The 17,199-nt window shown below is 63.4% G+C and carries 16 protein-coding genes and 2 tRNA genes; 12 read left to right on the forward strand and 6 right to left on the reverse strand.

Annotated elements, in window-relative coordinates; genetic code table 11:
* The 3 genes from carB (at nucleotide 1) to BM252_RS15490 (ending at nucleotide 4,253) form a co-directional block, all read left to right on the forward strand.
* Nucleotides 1-3,231 (forward strand): carbamoyl-phosphate synthase large subunit, encoded by a 3,231-nt coding sequence (gene carB / locus BM252_RS15480; RefSeq protein ID WP_093388574.1) that lies wholly within the window; start codon nucleotides 1-3, stop codon nucleotides 3,229-3,231.
* Between the two features lie 99 nt (nucleotides 3,232-3,330).
* Complete coding sequence (gene greA / locus BM252_RS15485) at nucleotides 3,331-3,807, forward strand: transcription elongation factor GreA (protein ID WP_093388575.1); 477 nt, start codon at nucleotides 3,331-3,333, stop codon at nucleotides 3,805-3,807.
* Nucleotides 3,807-4,253 carry a DUF4149 domain-containing protein gene (locus BM252_RS15490; protein ID WP_093388576.1) on the forward strand — a complete coding sequence of 149 codons (447 nt, stop codon included), beginning with the start codon at nucleotides 3,807-3,809 and terminating at the stop codon, nucleotides 4,251-4,253. The genes greA and BM252_RS15490 overlap by 1 nt, the downstream gene beginning before the upstream one ends.
* 100 nt (nucleotides 4,254-4,353) lie before the next feature.
* Here the strand turns inward: BM252_RS15490 and BM252_RS15495 are convergent, their stop codons facing one another.
* Nucleotides 4,354-4,827, reverse strand: a complete 474-nt coding sequence (locus BM252_RS15495) for a YhbY family RNA-binding protein (RefSeq protein WP_093388577.1) — start codon at nucleotides 4,825-4,827, stop codon at nucleotides 4,354-4,356.
* 42 nt (nucleotides 4,828-4,869) lie between these two features.
* Between BM252_RS15495 and BM252_RS15500 the strand changes: the two genes are divergently transcribed.
* The 9 genes from BM252_RS15500 to BM252_RS15540 all read left to right on the forward strand — a co-directional run bounded on the left by BM252_RS15500 (nucleotide 4,870) and on the right by BM252_RS15540 (nucleotide 11,472).
* Nucleotides 4,870-5,565 carry an RlmE family RNA methyltransferase gene (locus BM252_RS15500; protein ID WP_093388578.1) on the forward strand — a complete coding sequence of 232 codons (696 nt, stop codon included), beginning with the start codon at nucleotides 4,870-4,872 and terminating at the stop codon, nucleotides 5,563-5,565.
* A gap of 215 nt (nucleotides 5,566-5,780) precedes the next feature.
* Nucleotides 5,781-7,661, forward strand: a complete 1,881-nt coding sequence (ftsH, locus tag BM252_RS15505) for an ATP-dependent zinc metalloprotease FtsH (protein ID WP_093388579.1) — start codon at nucleotides 5,781-5,783, stop codon at nucleotides 7,659-7,661.
* A 112-nt stretch (nucleotides 7,662-7,773) separates the two neighbouring features.
* Complete coding sequence (gene folP / locus BM252_RS15510; RefSeq protein ID WP_093388580.1) at nucleotides 7,774-8,613, forward strand: dihydropteroate synthase; 840 nt, start codon at nucleotides 7,774-7,776, stop codon at nucleotides 8,611-8,613.
* Between the two features lie 47 nt (nucleotides 8,614-8,660).
* Nucleotides 8,661-10,010, forward strand: a complete 1,350-nt coding sequence (gene glmM / locus BM252_RS15515; RefSeq protein ID WP_093388581.1) for a phosphoglucosamine mutase — start codon at nucleotides 8,661-8,663, stop codon at nucleotides 10,008-10,010.
* 63 nt (nucleotides 10,011-10,073) lie between these two features.
* Nucleotides 10,074-10,150 (forward strand) — tRNA-Pro (locus BM252_RS15520).
* Nucleotides 10,151-10,226: 76 nt separating this feature from the next.
* Nucleotides 10,227-10,303, forward strand: a tRNA-Arg gene (locus BM252_RS15525).
* 201 nt (nucleotides 10,304-10,504) lie between these two features.
* The gene (locus BM252_RS15530) at nucleotides 10,505-10,786 is read left to right on the forward strand and encodes a type II toxin-antitoxin system HigB family toxin (RefSeq protein WP_093388582.1); all 282 of its coding nucleotides are present in this window, start codon (nucleotides 10,505-10,507) and stop codon (nucleotides 10,784-10,786) included.
* On the forward strand, nucleotides 10,774-11,196 hold the full coding sequence (locus BM252_RS15535; RefSeq protein WP_093388583.1) for a helix-turn-helix domain-containing protein: 423 nt from the start codon (nucleotides 10,774-10,776) through the stop codon (nucleotides 11,194-11,196). The genes BM252_RS15530 and BM252_RS15535 overlap by 13 nt, the downstream gene beginning before the upstream one ends.
* A 39-nt stretch (nucleotides 11,197-11,235) precedes the next feature.
* Nucleotides 11,236-11,472 carry a type II toxin-antitoxin system Phd/YefM family antitoxin gene (locus BM252_RS15540; protein ID WP_093388584.1) on the forward strand — a complete coding sequence of 79 codons (237 nt, stop codon included), beginning with the start codon at nucleotides 11,236-11,238 and terminating at the stop codon, nucleotides 11,470-11,472.
* Here the strand turns inward: BM252_RS15540 and BM252_RS15545 are convergent, their stop codons facing one another.
* The 5 genes from BM252_RS15545 to BM252_RS15565 form a co-directional block, all read right to left on the reverse strand.
* Nucleotides 11,473-11,952, reverse strand: coding sequence for a TlpA family protein disulfide reductase (locus BM252_RS15545; protein ID WP_093388585.1), 480 nt, complete (start codon nucleotides 11,950-11,952; stop codon nucleotides 11,473-11,475).
* The gene (locus BM252_RS15550; protein WP_093388586.1) at nucleotides 11,949-13,184 is read right to left on the reverse strand and encodes a sialidase family protein; all 1,236 of its coding nucleotides are present in this window, start codon (nucleotides 13,182-13,184) and stop codon (nucleotides 11,949-11,951) included. Before BM252_RS15550 ends, BM252_RS15545 begins: the two co-directional genes overlap by 4 nt.
* A 5-nt stretch (nucleotides 13,185-13,189) precedes the next feature.
* Complete coding sequence (locus tag BM252_RS15555; protein ID WP_093388587.1) at nucleotides 13,190-15,571, reverse strand: TonB-dependent receptor; 2,382 nt, start codon at nucleotides 15,569-15,571, stop codon at nucleotides 13,190-13,192.
* A gap of 174 nt (nucleotides 15,572-15,745) precedes the next feature.
* Nucleotides 15,746-16,153 carry a DUF2946 domain-containing protein gene (locus BM252_RS15560; RefSeq protein WP_093388588.1) on the reverse strand — a complete coding sequence of 136 codons (408 nt, stop codon included), beginning with the start codon at nucleotides 16,151-16,153 and terminating at the stop codon, nucleotides 15,746-15,748.
* Between the two features lie 119 nt (nucleotides 16,154-16,272).
* Nucleotides 16,273-17,091: a PEP-CTERM sorting domain-containing protein gene (locus BM252_RS15565; RefSeq protein WP_174900545.1), complete on the reverse strand. Its 819-nt coding sequence runs from the start codon at nucleotides 17,089-17,091 to the stop codon at nucleotides 16,273-16,275.
* Nucleotides 17,092-17,199 lie beyond the last annotated feature (108 nt).

Here is a 17,199-nt window from a genome sequence, read left to right on the forward strand (position 1 = left end):
ATGCCAAAACGTACAGACCTTAAAAGTATTTTGATTATTGGTGCTGGCCCGATCATTATCGGCCAGGCCTGCGAGTTCGACTATTCCGGCGCCCAAGCCTGCAAAGCCCTGCGCGAAGAGGGTTACAAAGTCATCCTGGTCAACAGCAACCCTGCGACCATCATGACCGACCCGGAAATGGCCGACGTCACCTACATCGAGCCGATCACCTGGCAGGTGGTGGAACGCATCATCGCCAAGGAACGCCCTGACGCGATCCTGCCGACCATGGGCGGCCAGACCGCGCTGAACTGCGCGCTCGACCTGTTCAACAACGGCGTGCTGGAAAAGTACAAGGTCGAACTGATCGGCGCTTCCCCGGAAGCGATCGACAAGGCCGAGGACCGCTCCAAGTTCAAGGACGCGATGACCAAGATCGGCCTGGGTTCGGCCAAGTCGGGCGTCGCGCACACCATGGACGAGTCGTGGGCGGTGCAACGCACGCTGGGCTTCCCGGTCATCATCCGTCCTTCGTTCACCATGGGTGGCACCGGCGGCGGTATCGCCTACAACGAGGAAGAGTTCGAGACCATCTGCAAACGCGGCCTGGAAGCCTCGCCGACCTCGGAACTGCTGATCGAAGAATCGCTGATCGGCTGGAAAGAGTACGAGATGGAAGTGGTGCGCGACAAGGCGGACAACTGCATCATCATCTGCTCGATCGAAAACCTGGATCCGATGGGCGTGCACACCGGCGACTCGATCACCGTGGCGCCGGCGCAAACGCTGACCGACAAGGAATACCAGATCATGCGCAACGCCTCGCTGGCGGTGCTGCGTGAGATCGGCGTCGACACCGGCGGCTCCAACGTGCAGTTCTCCATCAACCCGGAAGACGGCCGCATGATCGTCATCGAGATGAACCCGCGCGTGTCGCGTTCCTCGGCGCTGGCCTCGAAGGCCACCGGCTTCCCGATCGCTAAAGTCGCGGCCAAGCTGGCCGTCGGCTTCACGCTCGACGAGCTGCGCAACGAGATCACCGGCGGCGCGACCCCGGCCTCGTTCGAACCGTCGATCGACTACGTGGTCACCAAGATCCCCCGTTTCACGTTCGAAAAATTCCCTACCGCCGACCACCATCTGACCACCCAGATGAAATCGGTGGGCGAGGTGATGGCGATCGGCCGCACCTTCCAAGAATCGTTCCAGAAGGCCCTGCGCGGCCTGGAAGTCGGCGTCGACGGCCTGAACGAAAAAACCAAGGACCGCGAGAAGATCGAAGAGGAACTGGGCGAGCCAGGTCCCGAGCGCATCTGGTACGTGGGCGACGCCTTCGCCCAGGGCTTCACGCTGGAAGAAGTGCACCAGCTGACCCATATCGACCCTTGGTTCCTGGTGCAGATCAAAGAGATCGTCGACCTGGAACTGTGGCTCGACACGCAGAAGCTGGAGCAGCTGGACAAGACCACGCTGTACAAGCTCAAGCAAAAAGGCTTCTCGGACCGCCGTCTGGGCTTCCTGCTGCAGACCACCGACACCGCCGTGCGCCTGCAACGCCACGCCATGAACATCCGTCCGGTCTACAAGCGCGTCGACACCTGCGCCGCCGAGTTCTCGACCGACACGGCCTACATGTACTCGACCTACGACGAGGAATGCGAGTCGAATCCTAGCGACAAGAAAAAGATCATGGTGCTGGGCGGTGGCCCGAACCGTATCGGCCAGGGTATCGAGTTCGACTACTGCTGCGTCCACGCCGCCCTGGCGATGCGCGAAGACGGCTACGAGACCATCATGGTCAACTGCAACCCGGAGACCGTGTCGACCGACTACGACACCTCGGACCGCCTGTACTTCGAATCGCTGACCCTGGAAGACGTGCTGGAAATCGTCGCCATCGAAAAACCGGTCGGCGTCATCGTCCAGTACGGCGGCCAGACCCCCTTGAAGCTGGCGCTGGACCTGGAAGCCAACGGCGTGCCGATCATCGGCACCTCGCCGGACATGATCGACGCCGCCGAAGACCGCGAACGCTTCCAGCAACTGCTGCACAAGCTGAACCTGCGCCAGCCGCCCAACCGCACCGCCCGCACCGAAGAGGACGCGCTGCGTCTGGCGCAGGAGATCGGTTATCCGCTGGTGGTGCGTCCGTCCTACGTGCTGGGCGGCCGGGCGATGGAAATCGTCCACGAGCAACGCGACCTGGAGCGCTACATGCGCGAAGCGGTCAAGGTCTCGCACGACTCGCCGGTGCTGCTGGACCGCTTCCTGAACGACGCCATCGAGTGCGACGTCGACTGCATCTCCGACGGCGAAACCACCTTCATCGGCGGCGTCATGGAGCACATCGAACAAGCCGGCGTCCACTCGGGCGACTCGGCCTGCTCGCTGCCGCCGTACTCGCTGTCGCAGGAGACCATCGACGAGCTGAAGCGCCAAACCGCGCTGATGGCCAAGGGCCTGAACGTGGTCGGCCTGATGAACGTGCAGTTCGCCATCCAGAAGCAAGAAGTCGACGGCGTGTTGAAGGATGTCGTCTTCGTGCTGGAAGTCAACCCGCGCGCCTCGCGCACCGTGCCTTTCGTCTCCAAGGCCACCGGTCTGCAACTGGCCAAGATCGCCGCCCGCTGCATGGTCGGCCAGACCCTGGCCTCGCAGGGCATCACCACCGAAGTGGTGCCGCCTTACTTCAGCGTCAAGGAAGCGGTGTTCCCGTTCGTCAAGTTCCCCGGCGTCGACACCATCCTCGGCCCCGAGATGAAGTCGACCGGCGAAGTGATGGGCGTCGGCACCACCTTCGGCGAAGCCTTCGTCAAGTCGCAGCTGGGCGCCGGCGTCAAGCTGCCGAAGTCGGGCAAGGTCTTCCTCAGCGTCAAGGCGTCGGACAAGCCGCGCGCCGTGCAGGTGGCGCGCGACCTGGTGCAGGCCGGCTTCACGCTGGTGGCGACCAAGGGCACCGCCGCGGTGATCTCCGCCGCCGGCATCCCGGTCACCCCGGTCAACAAGATGGTCGAAGGCCGTCCGCACGTGGTCGACATGATCAAAAACCATGAAATCGTGCTGGTCATCAACACCGTGGAAGAGAAACGCAGCGCCATCACCGACTCGCGGGCCATCCGCACCTCGTCGCTGGCGGCCCGCGTGACCACCTACACGACCATCGCCGGCGCCGAAGCGGCGGTCGAGGGCATCCGTCATTTGGACGAGTTGCGTGTGTATGATTTACAAGGTCTGCATAAAACCTTACACTAAGCTTCTTTGCAGTACCCCTTAACCACAGAGCCCGCGCTGTAGGATGGCGCGGCCTCTGTGGTTTTCCATTGTAACAACACAGTAAATAGCAGATAAAACATGACTTCAGTCCCACTTACCATGTTCGGCGCGGCGCTCTTGAAAGAAGAGCTGCATCAGTTGAAGACCAAAGAGCGTCGCATTGTCATTGACGCGATTGCTGAAGCGCGTTCGCATGGCGACCTGTCCGAGAACGCCGAGTACGACGCCGCCAAGGAGCGCCAAGCCTTCGTCGAAGGCCGCATCGCCGAGCTGGAAGGTAAGCTGAGCGCCGCCCAGATCATCGATCCGACCACCCTGGACGCCGAAGGCCGCGTGGTGTTCGCCGCCACCGTCGACCTGGAAGACCTGGACTCGGGCGCCAAGGTGACCTACCAGATCGTCGGTCTGGACGAGGCCGACCTGAAGCTGAGCAAGGTGTCGGTGACCTCGCCGATCGCCCGCGCGCTGATCGGCAAGTCGGCCGGCGACGTGGTCGAGGTGCAGGCGCCGTCCGGCCCGCGCGAATACGAGATTTTGGAAGTGCGCTACATCTGATGCTGCTCGCCCGCGCCCGGCTGCTGGTGGCCACCCTGTGGGCCGGCAGCCTGTGGACGGTCGGCTATCTGGCCGCGCCCACGCTGTTCGCCACCCTGAGCGACCGCGTGCTGGCCGGCACGATCGCCGCCAGCCTGTTCCGCATCGAGGCGATGCTGTCGCTGGCCTGCGGCGCGGCGCTGTTGCTGCTGTTGTGGCTGGGGAAAGATTTCTCGGTCGCGCGGCAACGCACCCTGTTGCTGGTCATCGTCGCGATGCTGGCCTGCACCGTGGCCTCGCACTTCGGCCTGCAACCGCTGATGGCGGAGTTGCGCGCGGCGGCGGGGCCGGCCGGGGTGATGGAGTCGGCCGCGAAGAGCCGCTTCGGCATGCTGCACGGCATTTCCAGCAGCATCTTCCTGGTGCAGAGCCTGCTGGCCGGCTGGTTAGTTATTAAGCAACAATAATCGTCCAGACGTAAAAAAGGGCCGGATCCGAAGATCCGGCCCCTACATGGCGATTCCTGGCGACACCGCGTGGTGTCGCCAAAAAACAACCGGCGCGGGCTTACTTGCTGCCCAGTGCGCTTTTCTTGGCCGAGGTCTGACGCGGCTTGGCACGGCGGATGTTGCCGCCGGCGGTGACCCGCTCGTTACCCTTGATCATGACCTTGGTCACCGATGGCCGCTTGGTGCCGCTCGGGCTAGGCTTGACGATGGTGACTTCGCGCATACCCTTGCCGGAGCGGGTCTTGCTCTCTTTCACCACTTCTTTTTTCGGACGGTACAGAACCAGCAGTTTGCCAATATGTTGTACCGGTGCTGCATCCAGTTGCGTGCAAATCGTGTCGTACATCGCGACGCGTGCCTCGCGGTCGTCGCCAAACACGCGGACTTTGATCAGTCCGTGCGAGTCGAGACCGAGGTCGATTTCCTTGATGACGGCAGGTGTCAAGCCCGCTTCGCCAATGATGACGATAGGCTTCAGCGCGTGTGCTTCAGCGCGCAAGGCGCTGCGCTCAACGGGTGTAAGTTTTAGCATAATAATTTTTAGTGTTTCCCTTAAAAGCAGTATTCTACGCGAATGGCAAAGAACAAATTAAACAAAAACTGGTTACACGACCACATTAACGATCCTTACGTGAAGTTGGCGCAGAAAGAGGGCTACCGCGCCCGGGCTGCGTTCAAGCTGAAGGAAATCGATGAGGACGAGAAACTGATCAAACCGGGCCAGGTCATCGTCGACCTCGGTTGCACCCCCGGCAGCTGGGGCCAGTACGCCCGTCGCAAGATGGCCGGCAAGGAGGGCGGCGGCATCAACGGCACCCTGATCGGCCTGGACATGCTGCCGATGGAGCCGATCGCCGACTTCCACTTCATCCAGGGCGACTTCCGCGAGGCGCGCATCCTGCGCCAATTGGAGGTGGTGCTGGCCGGCCGCAAGGTCGACGTGGTGCTGTCGGACATGGCGCCCAACCTGTCGGGCATCGCCACGGCCGATTCGGCGCGCATGGAGCACCTGATCGACCTGGCCGTCGAGTTTTCCCAGTTGCACCTGAAACCCTCGGGCGCGCTGCTGGTGAAATGCTTCAACGGCATGGGCTACAGCCAGATCGTGGAGAAGTTCCGCGCCGAGTTCAAGATCGTCGTGCAGAAAAAGCCGAAGGCGAGCCGGGACAAATCGTCGGAAATCTTCCTGCTCGGCCGTGGTCTCAAGCATCCGATTGAAAATAAGGCGCAAAATAGCCCGGCGGAAGACGATTCCGCCCTTGATATCTAGGGCAACAGCCGCACATCCATGCAGGGGAGGGCGGTTGGCCGCCATCTTGCTTCGCGCAAGATGGATAAAACGGCAAAATACCGCCTTTTCCGCTGCGCGCCGTGCTAATTTTGGCCGCGCGCAAGGGTGGGCTTCTGGCACCGCCTGCTTATTGCGAGTAAAATCGGGTTTCTAGCTATCGGTACAAGATGCGCCCCCGCATCCAAGGAGTTTTCGTGAATAACATGTTTTCCAAATCTGCCATTTGGGTAGTTGTTGCCCTGCTTTTATTCATGCTGTTCAAGCAATTTGACAGCCATGGCATCGCGGGTGGCACCAAGGCCATCGCTTATTCCGACTTGTTGGATGAGGTCAAAGCCAAGCGCGTCAAAGAAGTGCTGATCGAGGGCGGCAACATCACCGCCACCCGCATCGACGACACCAAGGTGCGCACCACCGCCACCTTCCTCGACCGCGGCCTGATCGGCGACCTGCGCGACAGCGGCGTGCGTTTCGACGTCAAACCGCCGGAAGAGCCATCGTTCCTGCAGCAAGTCTTCGTCTCCTGGTTCCCGATGCTGTTGCTGATCGGCGTGTGGATCTTCTTCATGCGTCAGATGCAGGGCGGCGGCAAGGGCGGCGCGTTCTCCTTCGGCAAGTCGAAGGCGCGCATGATGGACGAGAGCAACAACACCGTCACCTTCGCCGACGTCGCCGGTTGCGACGAGGCCAAGGAAGAAGTCAACGAAGTGGTCGACTTCCTCAAAGACCCCACCAAATTCCAAAAGCTGGGCGGCCGTATTCCGCGCGGCGTGCTGATGGTCGGCCCACCGGGCACCGGTAAGACCCTGCTGGCGCGCGCCATCGCCGGCGAAGCCAAGGTGCCGTTCTTCTCGATCTCCGGTTCCGACTTCGTCGAGATGTTCGTCGGCGTCGGCGCCTCCCGCGTGCGCGACATGTTCGAGAACGCCAAGAAGCATTCGCCTTGCATCATCTTCATCGACGAGATCGACGCCGTCGGCCGCCACCGTGGCGCCGGCATGGGCGGCGGCAACGACGAACGCGAACAGACCTTGAACCAGTTGCTGGTCGAGATGGACGGCTTCGAGGCCAACTCCGGCGTCATCGTCGTCGCCGCCACCAACCGCGCCGACGTGCTCGACAAGGCGCTGCTGCGTCCGGGCCGCTTCGACCGCCAGGTCTCCGTCGGCCTGCCGGACATCCGCGGCCGCGAACAGATCCTCAACGTGCACATGCGCAAAGTGCCGATCGGCACCGACGTCAAGGCCGACATCTTGGCCCGCGGCACCCCCGGCTTCTCCGGCGCCGACCTGGCCAACCTGGTCAACGAGGCCGCCCTGTTCGCCGCCCGCCGCAGCAAGCGCCTGGTCGACATGATCGACTTCGAGGACGCCAAGGACAAGATCTTCATGGGTCCCGAGCGCAAGTCGATGATCATCCGCGAGGAAGAGCGCCGCAACACCGCCTACCACGAGTCCGGCCACGCCGTCGTCGCCAAGCTGTTGCCGAAGGCCGATCCGGTGCACAAGGTCACCATCATGCCGCGCGGCTGGGCCTTGGGCCTGACCTGGCAGTTGCCGGAGCACGACAACCTGTCCGGCTACAAGGACAAGATGCTCGAAGAGATCTCCATCCTGTTCGGCGGCCGCATCGCCGAGGAAATCTTCGTCGGCCAGATGTCGACCGGCGCCTCGAACGACTTCTCGCGCGCCACCAAGCTGGCCCGCTCGATGGTGACCCGCTTCGGCATGTCCGACAGCATGGGCGTGATGGTCTACGAGGACAGCCAGAACGACGGCTTCTTCGGCGGCGCCTCGAAAACCATCTCCGAGGCGACCCAGCAAAAGGTCGACGCCGAGATCCGCAACATCCTCGACACCCAGTACGCGCTGTCGCGCAAACTGCTCGAAGAGAACCGCGACAAGGTCGAAATGATGACCAAGGCGCTGATGGAGTGGGAAACCATCGATGCCGACCAGATCAACGACATCATGGCCGGCCAGGAGCCGCGTCCGCCCAAGGCCGGTGTGGTGATCCGCAAGCATCCCAGCGACGGCGGCCCGGGCGTGACGCCCAGCGTGACGGCCCCGGCCTGATCGTTCCGCCCGCATGGCGCAGTCAAGGGCGAGGAGAGATCCTCGCCCTTTTTCATTGGGCGCCGGCTTTTCATTTCCACGTATCAAGTTACGTTCTTTTAAATCACCTTCAATGCCAGCACAATTCCAGTTCGGCCGCTTCAATTTCCCGCTGCAAGGCGAGGGCGCCCGCGCCCGCGTCATGGGCATCCTCAACGTCACACCCGACTCCTTCTCCGACGGCGGTCGCCACGGCGAGCTCGAGTTCGCCATTTCCCACGCCGAGCAGATGCTGCTCGAGGGCGCCGACATCATCGACGTCGGCGGCGAGTCGAGCCGGCCCGGCGCGCCGCCGGTGGCGCTGGACGAGGAGCTGCGCCGCGTCATGCCGGTGTTGTACGCGCTGCGCGACTGCGGCAAGCCGATCTCGCTCGACACCTACAAGCCGCAGCTGATGCGCGAGGCGGTCATCGCCGGCGTCGACATGATCAACGACATCAACGCCTTCCGCGCGCCCGGCGCGATCGAGGCGGTGCGCGACAGCGACTGCGCGCTGTGCATCATGCACATGCAGAGCGCGCCGCAGACCATGCAGCTGCAGCCGGCCTACGCCGACGTGGTGGCCGAGGTGCTGGCCTTCCTGCGCCAGCGCGTCGAGGCGTTGACGGCGGCCGGCATCGAGCGGCGCCGCCTGTGCGTCGATCCGGGTTTTGGTTTTGGCAAGACCGTGGAGCATAATTACGCTTTGCTCAAGGCCGGCCGGCAACTTGTCGACGAGCTCGGCCTGCCGCTGCTGGCCGGCCTGTCGCGCAAGTCGATGATAGGCGCGGTGACCGGCAAGCCGGTCGAGCAGCGCCTGGCCGGCAGCTTGGCTGGCGCCCTCGCTGCGGTAGCGCATGGCGCCTCCATCGTGCGGGTGCATGATGTAGCCGAGACGGTCGACGCGCTCAAGGTCTGGCGCGCGGCCCACTAATTTTTGTACAGCAGTTCATTTCAGTCACTTCTCTAGAGAGTTTAAACATGGCACGTAAATATTTTGGTACCGATGGTGTGCGCGGCCTGGTCGGCGTGGCGCCGATCACGCCCGACTTCGTGATGCGTTTGGGCTACGCCGCCGGCAAGGTGCTGGCCAAGGTGCGCGCCGGCGCGGCGCGCCCGACGGTGCTGATCGGCAAGGACACGCGCATCTCCGGCTACATGTTGGAGGCGGCGCTGGAGGCCGGCTTCTCCGCCGCCGGCGTCGACGTGATGCTGGCCGGCCCGATGCCGACCCCGGCCATCGCCTACCTGACGCGGGCGCTGCGCCTGTCGGCCGGCGTGGTGATCTCGGCCTCGCACAACCCCTTCCAGGACAACGGCATCAAGTTCTTCTCCGACCAGGGCACCAAGCTGCCCGACGCCGTCGAGCTGGAGATCGAGGCGGCGCTGGACCAGCCGATGGACTGCGTGCCGTCGGAGAAACTGGGCCGCGCCAAGCGCCTGGACGACGCCCAAGGCCGCTACATCGAGTTCTGCAAGAGCAGCTTCCCCAACGAGCTCGACCTGCGCGGCCTGAAGATCGTGGTCGACTGCGCCCACGGCGCCGCCTACAACATCGCGCCGCACGTGTTCCATGAGCTGGGCGCCGAGGTCATCGCCATCGGCAACAAGCCGGACGGCTTCAACATCAACGCCGGCTTCGGCGCCACCGCGCCGGCCGCCATGTCGGCCGCCGTGCTGGCCCACGGCGCCGACCTCGGCATCGCCCTCGACGGCGACGCCGACCGCCTGATCATGTGCGACGCCAACGGCCGCCTGTACAACGGCGACGAGCTGCTGTACGTGATGGTGATGGACCGCCTGGCCACCGGCCCGGTGCCCGGCGCCGTCGGCACCCTGATGACCAACATGGCGCTGGAAGTGGCCTTCAAGGAGCGCAACATCGGCTTCGCCCGCGCCAAGGTGGGCGACCGCTACGTGCTCGAGGTGATGCAGGAACGCGGCTGGATCCTCGGCGGCGAGGGCTCCGGCCACCTGCTGTGCCTGGACAAGCACACCACCGGCGACGGCATTGTCTCGTCGCTGCAGGTGTTGTCGGCGCTCAAGCGCAGCGGCAAGTCGCTCGAGCAGTGCGCCGCCGAGCTGGTGCTGTTCCCGCAGACCTTGATCAATGTGCGCGTCGCGCCCGGTTTCGACTGGACCAAAAACGCCGCCATGGTCAGCGAGAAGGAGCTGGTCGAGCGCGAGCTGGGCGACAGCGGCCGCGTGCTGATCCGCGCCTCCGGCACCGAGCCCTTGATCCGCGTGATGGTCGAGGCGCGCAACGCCGCCGACGCCGAATCGATGGCGCGCCGCATCGCCGACAAGGTGGAAACCCAGCTGGCCGCGTAATATTTAGTACATTTGTAGTGGGATCCTTGACGAAAGTCGCTACGGCGGCTATGATGTTGTCTTCGGAGTGTGGCGCAGCCCGGTAGCGCACCTGGTTTGGGACCAGGGGGTCCAAGGTTCGAATCCTTGTACTCCGACCAAGAACTTTTAAAACGGGTTGTCTCTGACAGCCCGTTTTTCATTTCCGCAGCACATTCGTGCCGCGACATTTTCTCACTGCCCGTAGCTCAGTTGGATAGAGCATCAGCCTTCTAAGCTGAGGGCCACAGGTTCGATTCCTGTCGGGCAGGCCAATAAAATCAAGGACTTGGGCGTAGCGCCGGGTCCTTTTTTCTTGCCTGTCAATTTCATGTGTATAGCGACCTAGCAAGCGTGCCATAGCGGCCATATGCGAAGGCCCCAAGTTTTCATCCGCAAACAAAAAATCTCAATTTCAGCATCAGGCGGTGCGCCGTATCACAGCGAGGTATCGCAAATTGCGATATGCTTGAATCATGCGAGTTATTTCAAATAAGGCGCTGGTCGATTTTTCGATAGCTCATCCGCCCGCTCATGCGCCGATGCAAGCATGGAGGAAGATCCTCGAATCTCGTCCCTTTGCAAACTTTGCCGATATCAAGCGCGTGTTCAACGCCACGGACAAGGCCGGGGACAACTACATTTTCAATATTGGTGGCAATAAGTATCGGATCGTCGCCGGGATCAGCTTTCAGTATCAGCGCCTTTACATCCGGTATGTTTTTACCCATGAGGAGTACAACAAATGGAAACCCTAGTGGACCGAGACCTGGTTGCGGAGATCACTTCGCGTTATCAAGCCCTGTCGTCACTTGTTCCATTGCATACCATTCGCAACGAGGAAGACTACAAAGGTGCCGTGCTCGCGTTGAACCAACTGCTGGATGCCGGAGCGGCGAATGACGGGCATCCGCTTGCCGACTTGGTTAATGCGCTGGGTAATCTCGTCAGCGATTATGACGAGCGGCACTATCCGCTTGAGCAAGTGACACCAGTTGCGATGATCTGTTTCTTGATGGAACAACATCAGCTCTCTCAGTCCGATTTACCTGAAATCGGTGCTCAGAGCGTGGTTTCTGAGGTGCTGAATGGCAAACGGGAGCTGAACGTTCGGCAGATTAAAAGGTTGTCGGAGCGTTTCAATGTACCGGCAGGCGTCTTCCTGTAGCGTAGGTTTGGTCGGCGACTAAGCTCATCAGGAGCATTTATGGCCACGGTTAGCATTCATGAGGCCAAGACCAGCTTTCCCAAATTGGTCGACGCCGCCGCCAAAGGCGAGGAAATCATCATCGCCAAAGCTGGCAAGCCAGCCGCGCGTCTGGTGTCGCTGGAGACGCTACCGGCGGTACGTCACTTCGGCGCACTGAAGGGCAAGATACGGATCGCCGACGATTTCGATGCCCCCTTGCCGGACGAGCTCCTGCGGGCGTTTGAGGGCAGTTAATCAAGGTGACGCTAAAAACGCTTCCACCATCTCCGCCGTGATGACGCCCGAGCGCGCCTTGCTGTCGCCGCGTCCGTTGAACCAATAACTGCGCGGCATTTCGCCGTGCCAGCCCTTGTCCACCGCGTAGCGCAGCCGTTCCGCCGGCTCGGCGCCGTAGGCCCAGGCGTTTTTGCTCAGGCCCAGTTGGGCCAGGCGCTTTTTCATCATGCCGGCCAGCGCCGGGTCGCTCAGCGAGTCGGTGCCCAGCGTGACCACGTTCAACTGGCGCTGCTTGCGCTTGATCGCCGACAGGGTGCGCAGGCTGGCCTGGCAAAATTCGCAGTCCAGCGACCACACCACCAGCACGAAAGGCCGCCCCTGTTGGCTGGCCAGCACTGTGGGCAGACTGTCCGAGGTGAATTCCCGCACGGCCTGGGCGGCGCAGGTCTGGCTCAGGGCCAGCAGCAGGCCGGCGAGCAGGGCAAGGAGGCGCTTCATGGCAGGGTTCCGGTGGCTGAGGTGGCGGGGATGGCAGGCAGGATGCGCACGCCCTCGTCTTGCGTGCGCCACAGCAGGAAGGCGCCGGCCGGCGTCGCCAGCAAGTGGGGCTGGTCGGAATTGCCCCGGCTGCTAGCCAGCACGCCGCTGGTCCAGTTGAGGCCGTTGTCGGTGGAGCGGCGGCCCCAGATGGCGGTGGCCTTGCCGTCGAACTGCTTCCACACCAGCGTGATCGTTTTGCCGTCGACCAGCACGTCGGCATGTTCGGCCTGGGCGCTGCCGAGCTGCTGGACCTGGCCCAGCTTGCCGTCGGCGTCGGCGACGCCGTAGAACACGCCGCCGGCCTCGCCGCGCACGCCGAACCAGGTTTGGTGGCGCTTGCCGTCGGCGCCGAAGGCCAGCGCCGGGCCGTGGTGCGGGCAGGCGTCGATATGCCAGTCGTCGAAGCTGGCGCGTTGCAGGGGCGGCGGGGCGCCGTCCGGCGTCAATTCGCGCAGCGCGTGGTCGCGCACGTTGGGCTCGAACACATGGCGCCACATGGCCACGGCCTTGCCTTGCGGCGTCAGCGCCATGGCGATGCGGCAGCATTCGCAGGAATGGTCGGCCGCCTTGTAGTCGCCCTTGAAGCTGGCGCCGGCGTCGTCGGAGACGGCGTAGTAGATCGCCGCGCCGCGATAGGCCTGCTTGCGCGCCTTGGCCAGCTCGATGTCGCGCTTGTCGATCCAGGCGATGTGGATGCGGCCTTCGCGGTCGACGATCATCGATTCGAAGCGGTGGGTGATTTCGTCGCGGTTGCGGTGCACGGTGACGGGGGCGGAGAAGGTTTGGCCGCCGTCGAGCGAGCGGACGAAGCGGATCTCGCCAGTGTAGGGCTTGCCCAGCGGCTTGGTGTAGGCGATGTAGATCTGGCCCTGGCTACCGAAGGCCAGCTTGGGGCGGCTTTCGCCGTCGGCGGCGACGGCTTCGGGCTCTTGCTGGATGCGGCGCGGCGCCGACCAGCTCGCGCCCATGTCGGGCGACGATTGCAGCACCACGTACTGGGCCGGGCTGCCGGCCGCCTGCTCCTTGCTGGCGATCCACAGCCGGCCCTGCGGATCGAGCGCGGCGGCGGTGCCCAGCTCGGCCTTGGCCGCCATGCGTTTGCCGTGGTCCATTTGCGCGTGGGCGCCGGAGGCCAGCGCGGCCAACAGCAGCAGGCTGCCCAACTTGATTGCGGTAGTGAGCTTCATCATGGTTCTCAGTAATCGAATTTGACGCTGGTGAAGAAGGTCCGTTGCGGATACGGATTCGGATTCACATAGTATTTGAAGGCGCCGACGTTGTTGACGCCGAGCGAGGCCGTCCATTGCCGGTTCAGCTTGTAGAGCAGCTTGGCGTCGAGCACGCTGTAATGGCTGACCGCGCCGTACACGTTCGGATTGACGTCGTTGTAGCGATTGTTCTTCGGGTCGAACAGGGTGTTGTGCTGGCGGCCGCTGTAACGGTAGCTCAGGCTGTAGGACAGGCGCTCGCTGGCGCGGTAGGTGGCCGACAGGGTGAGCCGCCAGTCGGGGATCCTCGGCTGGTCGGTGCCGGCCAGGGCGGGGTTGCGGCGGTCTTCGACGATGGTCGATTTGGTGTAGGTGGCGCTGCCGCCCAGGTCCAGTCCGCGCAGCCAGATGTCGCGCAGGTCGGCCACCATTTCCAGACCGTAGGTGCGCACCTTGTCGACGTTTTGTATGCTCGAGATGGTGGGCGTGACGGTGGTGTCGGTCTGCGAAATCAGGGCGTCGCGCTTGTCTTCCCAAAACAGGGAGGCGCGCGCCATGCCGGCGTCGAAGCTGCGCTCGGCCATCAGTTCCGCCGAGTTGAGTTTCTCCGCTTTCAGGTTGGGATCGTTTTGCTTGACGTTGTCGGGCAAACTGATCACCTGGAAGATTTCCGCCACGGTCGGGTAGCGCACGGCGTGGGCCAGCGAGGCCCGCCAGGCCCAGTCGCTGTCGCCACGGTAGGACAGCGAGGCCTTGGGCGAGAAGTCGGTGCTGGAGCGCTCGGCGTAGTTGAGCTGCCTGTACTTCGCCACGTTGGCGAGGTTGAAATTGCTGCCGTCGTAGGCGCGCCAGTGTTCCAGCCGTCCGCCGAACAGCAGTTTCAGCGCCGGTTGCAGCTGCACCACGTCTTGCAGATAGACGGCCTGGGTGGCCGTCTTGCCATAGGAGTTGGACGAGGCGCCTGCCGTGGCGGGGCCGTCGATCCAGTCGCCGGCGATGGCCGAGGTGACGGACTTGAGCACGTAGCGGTCGGCGTGGTAGCCGAAGCTCAGCCGGTGCTGGCGCCCGCCGTCGGCCGCCGGGCGCCATTCGCCGCGCAGGTCGAGGTTTTGCCAGCCGGTGCCGTCGCCCACGGTGAGCGTGCCGCCGGGGCGCACGCCGGCGTTGCCCGAATCGTAGAGGCCGCCGGTATTGGCGGCGCTGCGCGAGAGCTCCTTGTTTTGCGCGTAGACGCTGGCGACGACTTCCCAGTCCCAGGCGCCGCGCGTGTCCGATTTGAGCGCCACGCCATGCATGACGTGCATGCTTTCGCCGCTGCCGGGCGAGACGCCGGCCAGCGTGTAGTAGTTGGCGTCGCCGGCGAATTTCACATAGGCGCCGGCGCCCTTGCCGCCGGTGTTGTAGACCGGTGCGCCGGCCGCGTCGCGCAGATAGCTGGCCACTTCGCTGCTGGAGCTGTTTTGCCACAGGCCCAGCGTGTAGGTGGCGCGCAGCGTCGGCGACACCTGGTAGGCCAGCTTGAACTTGCCGTTGTCCTGGATGGTGTGGTCGGCGCCGATCGCGCTGCCGATGATCCTCGGGTTGCCGCTGGTGTCGATGTCGCGGCTGGCGCCGTAGACGTTGGTCCAGGCCGGCGTGTCCTTCGGCGTGTCCTTCAGCGCCGCCTTGGTCGCTGCGCCGAAGGTTTGCGGCTGGCTGTGGTTGTCCAGATGGTCGGCCGTCAGCCAGAACGACCAGGCGCCGGATTTGTTGCCCAGCGAGACGGACTGGTGTTGGCCGCCGAAGTGTTGGTCGGTGCCGTACAGTTTGAAGCGCTGGCCGAACAGGTCGGCCTTGACGTGGGCCTCGAACTGGTCGGGCATATGCGTGCTCATCTGCACCACGCCGCCGGCCGAATTGCCCGGATAGAGGGGCGAGAACGGCCCGTACATGACCTCGATGCGCTCGATTTCCTCCGGCGCCACCATGCCCCAGCGCGGCGCCGTGCTGTAGCTGTTGTTGAGGAAGTTCGACAGCAGCAGATTGTCGGCATACACGGTGGTCTGCGCGCTGGCGATCGAACTGTTGACGCGCATGACGAGAATGCCGTTGCGGTCGCCGATGTAGCGCTCGCGCACGTGCGTGCTGGGCAGGTAGTTGAGGGCCTCGGCCGAGGTCACCGCGTTGATGCGTTCGGCGATTTCCTTGGCCGTGATGCTCTCCACGGTGGCCGGCGAGTTGACTGGAACGGCCGACTTTCTACTCTTGACGACGATTTCCGGAATGCTGTCGTCAGGCGCGAGGGCGTCGGCCCAGGCCGGAGCGGCGGTGCAGAAGGCGGCGATCAGGGCCAGGGTGAGTTGGCTGGGCGTGCAGGCGAATTGGTACATATCAAACCTTGGGAAGCGGGTGCCTCGGGCACCGAAGAGATTGCGGGCAATAAGGCGGCGCCATGCCGGCCGACATGACAGACAGTCGGCAGCAGCGGGAACCGGGTACTGGCCAGGCGAAGTCCTGAACGACTGGCGCTGCTCGGGCAGCGCTCAGCCACGGTCAGGCGGCGATCAGGCGGTGATCAGCTGAGGGGTGGGCGGGGCGCGCGATTGCGCGGGTGCCCAGATGAACAGCGGGCCGGGGGATTGGTAGAACAGCGTTGCTTGCAGAGTCAGCGCGCCGACGGGCGCCAGCGTCAGCGGGACGCCGGGCGGCAAGGCGGTGGCGTCGGCCTGGGCATAGCAGTATTGGCAGTGCTCGCCATGCATCCGCTTGTCCGCCGGTGCGGCGGGAGCGGCGCCCTTGTCGACGGCGGCGGCGAGCATGGCGCCGCCGCTGGAGCAAATGTCCGCCATCGCGGTGGTCGAGGCCGCCGCAGTCGGCAGCAAATGCGTCATCGCCGGGACAAGCATGGCCGCGAGGATTGCAAAGCATGCAATCCAGGCGGCAAACAGGCGCGTGACACGGTCGATTTTCATGTCGCCATTCTAACATCGTGCCTTGCGGCAACCGCAGACTTCTTTGGTACTAGTCACTTTGGATCGGGCCGCCGCCGCTTGGACCGTTGGCGGGCGGCGCGAATCCGCCAGGATCTTGCTCAGCCCTTGCGGCGGCGTGCCACGGCACCCAGCAGCAGCAGACCGGCGCCGAACATGGCGTAGCTTTCCGGCTCGGGAACGGGGGCGGCCGCCTCCCAGGCTTGGGCATTGCCGCTGAGGTTCAGACTGTAGGATTTGTCGACCAGGCTGCTGTTTTTGATGGTCAGTTTCATGACTTGGCCGTCGATGATCGATTCGTACTCATCTGCTTGTCCAATCCACGAGCTGCTCCCCATCCCGCTCAGGCCCGTGTTGAACGAGCCTATCCGCAAGTCGGCATACACCGCGCTATACGAGCTTGCGTCGCCGTTCCAGTTGGCCGGTGCCGTCCACGGTCCCACGTAGCCAGGACCTGACAGGATGCTGTTGGCGGTGACGCTGAAGGTTGCCTGCGTACCGGCTGCCAGCGTGAAGTTTTGCCCGAACATCGCGCCGGACGATACGTTGTGGCCCACCGCCGCGTTGGCGTCCAGCTTCAGTTCCTCGAAGTTGAAGTCGGACATCTTCACTTGCTGCGTGCCATTGCCGTGTTGCGACACGGTGCTCAAGCCCGGCGTGGTCCAAGCCGATTGTTGTTGGCGGCTTTCGCTGCTCCAATCGATGTTCGCGAAACCGCTGTCCATCTTCCAGCCCAATTGGGACCGGTCCTCCGAATTGGTCGTCGCGTAGCCGCCACCCCAGCTTATCTCCGGGGCCTTGCCGTCGCCGGCGTTGAGGTCCTTCAACACGGTGCTGAAGTTGCTCAACGACAGAGTGGCGTGTGTGGTGGCCAGTGCCGGCAGGGCCAGGCCGGAGAGGAGGGCGGTGGTCAGGATCATGCTTGGTTTCATCGAATGCCTTTGCTATATGTGGCGCGTTGTCGGGATGTGGTGTTGATGAAATATCAAAAACGCACGAATTGACTATAAATTAATATGTGCGACTTA

Origin of the sequence: Rugamonas rubra, from assembly GCF_900114705.1 — a bacterium.
Classification (GTDB): Bacteria; Pseudomonadota; Gammaproteobacteria; order Burkholderiales; family Burkholderiaceae_D; genus Rugamonas; species Rugamonas rubra.

Coding starts and splice junctions, on each gene's coding strand:
- greA (WP_093388575.1), top strand. CDS start 3,331: ATGACTTCAGTCCCACTTACCATGTTCGGCGCGGCGCTCTTGAAAGAA.
- glmM (WP_093388581.1), top strand. CDS start 8,661: ATGGCACGTAAATATTTTGGTACCGATGGTGTGCGCGGCCTGGTCGGC.
- BM252_RS15490 (WP_093388576.1), top strand. CDS start 3,807: ATGCTGCTCGCCCGCGCCCGGCTGCTGGTGGCCACCCTGTGGGCCGGC.
- BM252_RS15500 (WP_093388578.1), top strand. CDS start 4,870: ATGGCAAAGAACAAATTAAACAAAAACTGGTTACACGACCACATTAAC.
- BM252_RS15555 (WP_093388587.1), bottom strand. CDS start 15,571: ATGTACCAATTCGCCTGCACGCCCAGCCAACTCACCCTGGCCCTGATC.
- BM252_RS15565 (WP_174900545.1), bottom strand. CDS start 17,091: ATGATCCTGACCACCGCCCTCCTCTCCGGCCTGGCCCTGCCGGCACTG.
- BM252_RS15535 (WP_093388583.1), top strand. CDS start 10,774: ATGGAAACCCTAGTGGACCGAGACCTGGTTGCGGAGATCACTTCGCGT.
- folP (WP_093388580.1), top strand. CDS start 7,774: ATGCCAGCACAATTCCAGTTCGGCCGCTTCAATTTCCCGCTGCAAGGC.
- BM252_RS15495 (WP_093388577.1), bottom strand. CDS start 4,827: ATGCTAAAACTTACACCCGTTGAGCGCAGCGCCTTGCGCGCTGAAGCA.
- BM252_RS15545 (WP_093388585.1), bottom strand. CDS start 11,952: ATGAAGCGCCTCCTTGCCCTGCTCGCCGGCCTGCTGCTGGCCCTGAGC.
- BM252_RS15560 (WP_093388588.1), bottom strand. CDS start 16,153: ATGAAAATCGACCGTGTCACGCGCCTGTTTGCCGCCTGGATTGCATGC.
- carB (WP_093388574.1), top strand. CDS start 1: ATGCCAAAACGTACAGACCTTAAAAGTATTTTGATTATTGGTGCTGGC.
- BM252_RS15530 (WP_093388582.1), top strand. CDS start 10,505: ATGCGAGTTATTTCAAATAAGGCGCTGGTCGATTTTTCGATAGCTCAT.
- BM252_RS15550 (WP_093388586.1), bottom strand. CDS start 13,184: ATGATGAAGCTCACTACCGCAATCAAGTTGGGCAGCCTGCTGCTGTTG.
- BM252_RS15540 (WP_093388584.1), top strand. CDS start 11,236: ATGGCCACGGTTAGCATTCATGAGGCCAAGACCAGCTTTCCCAAATTG.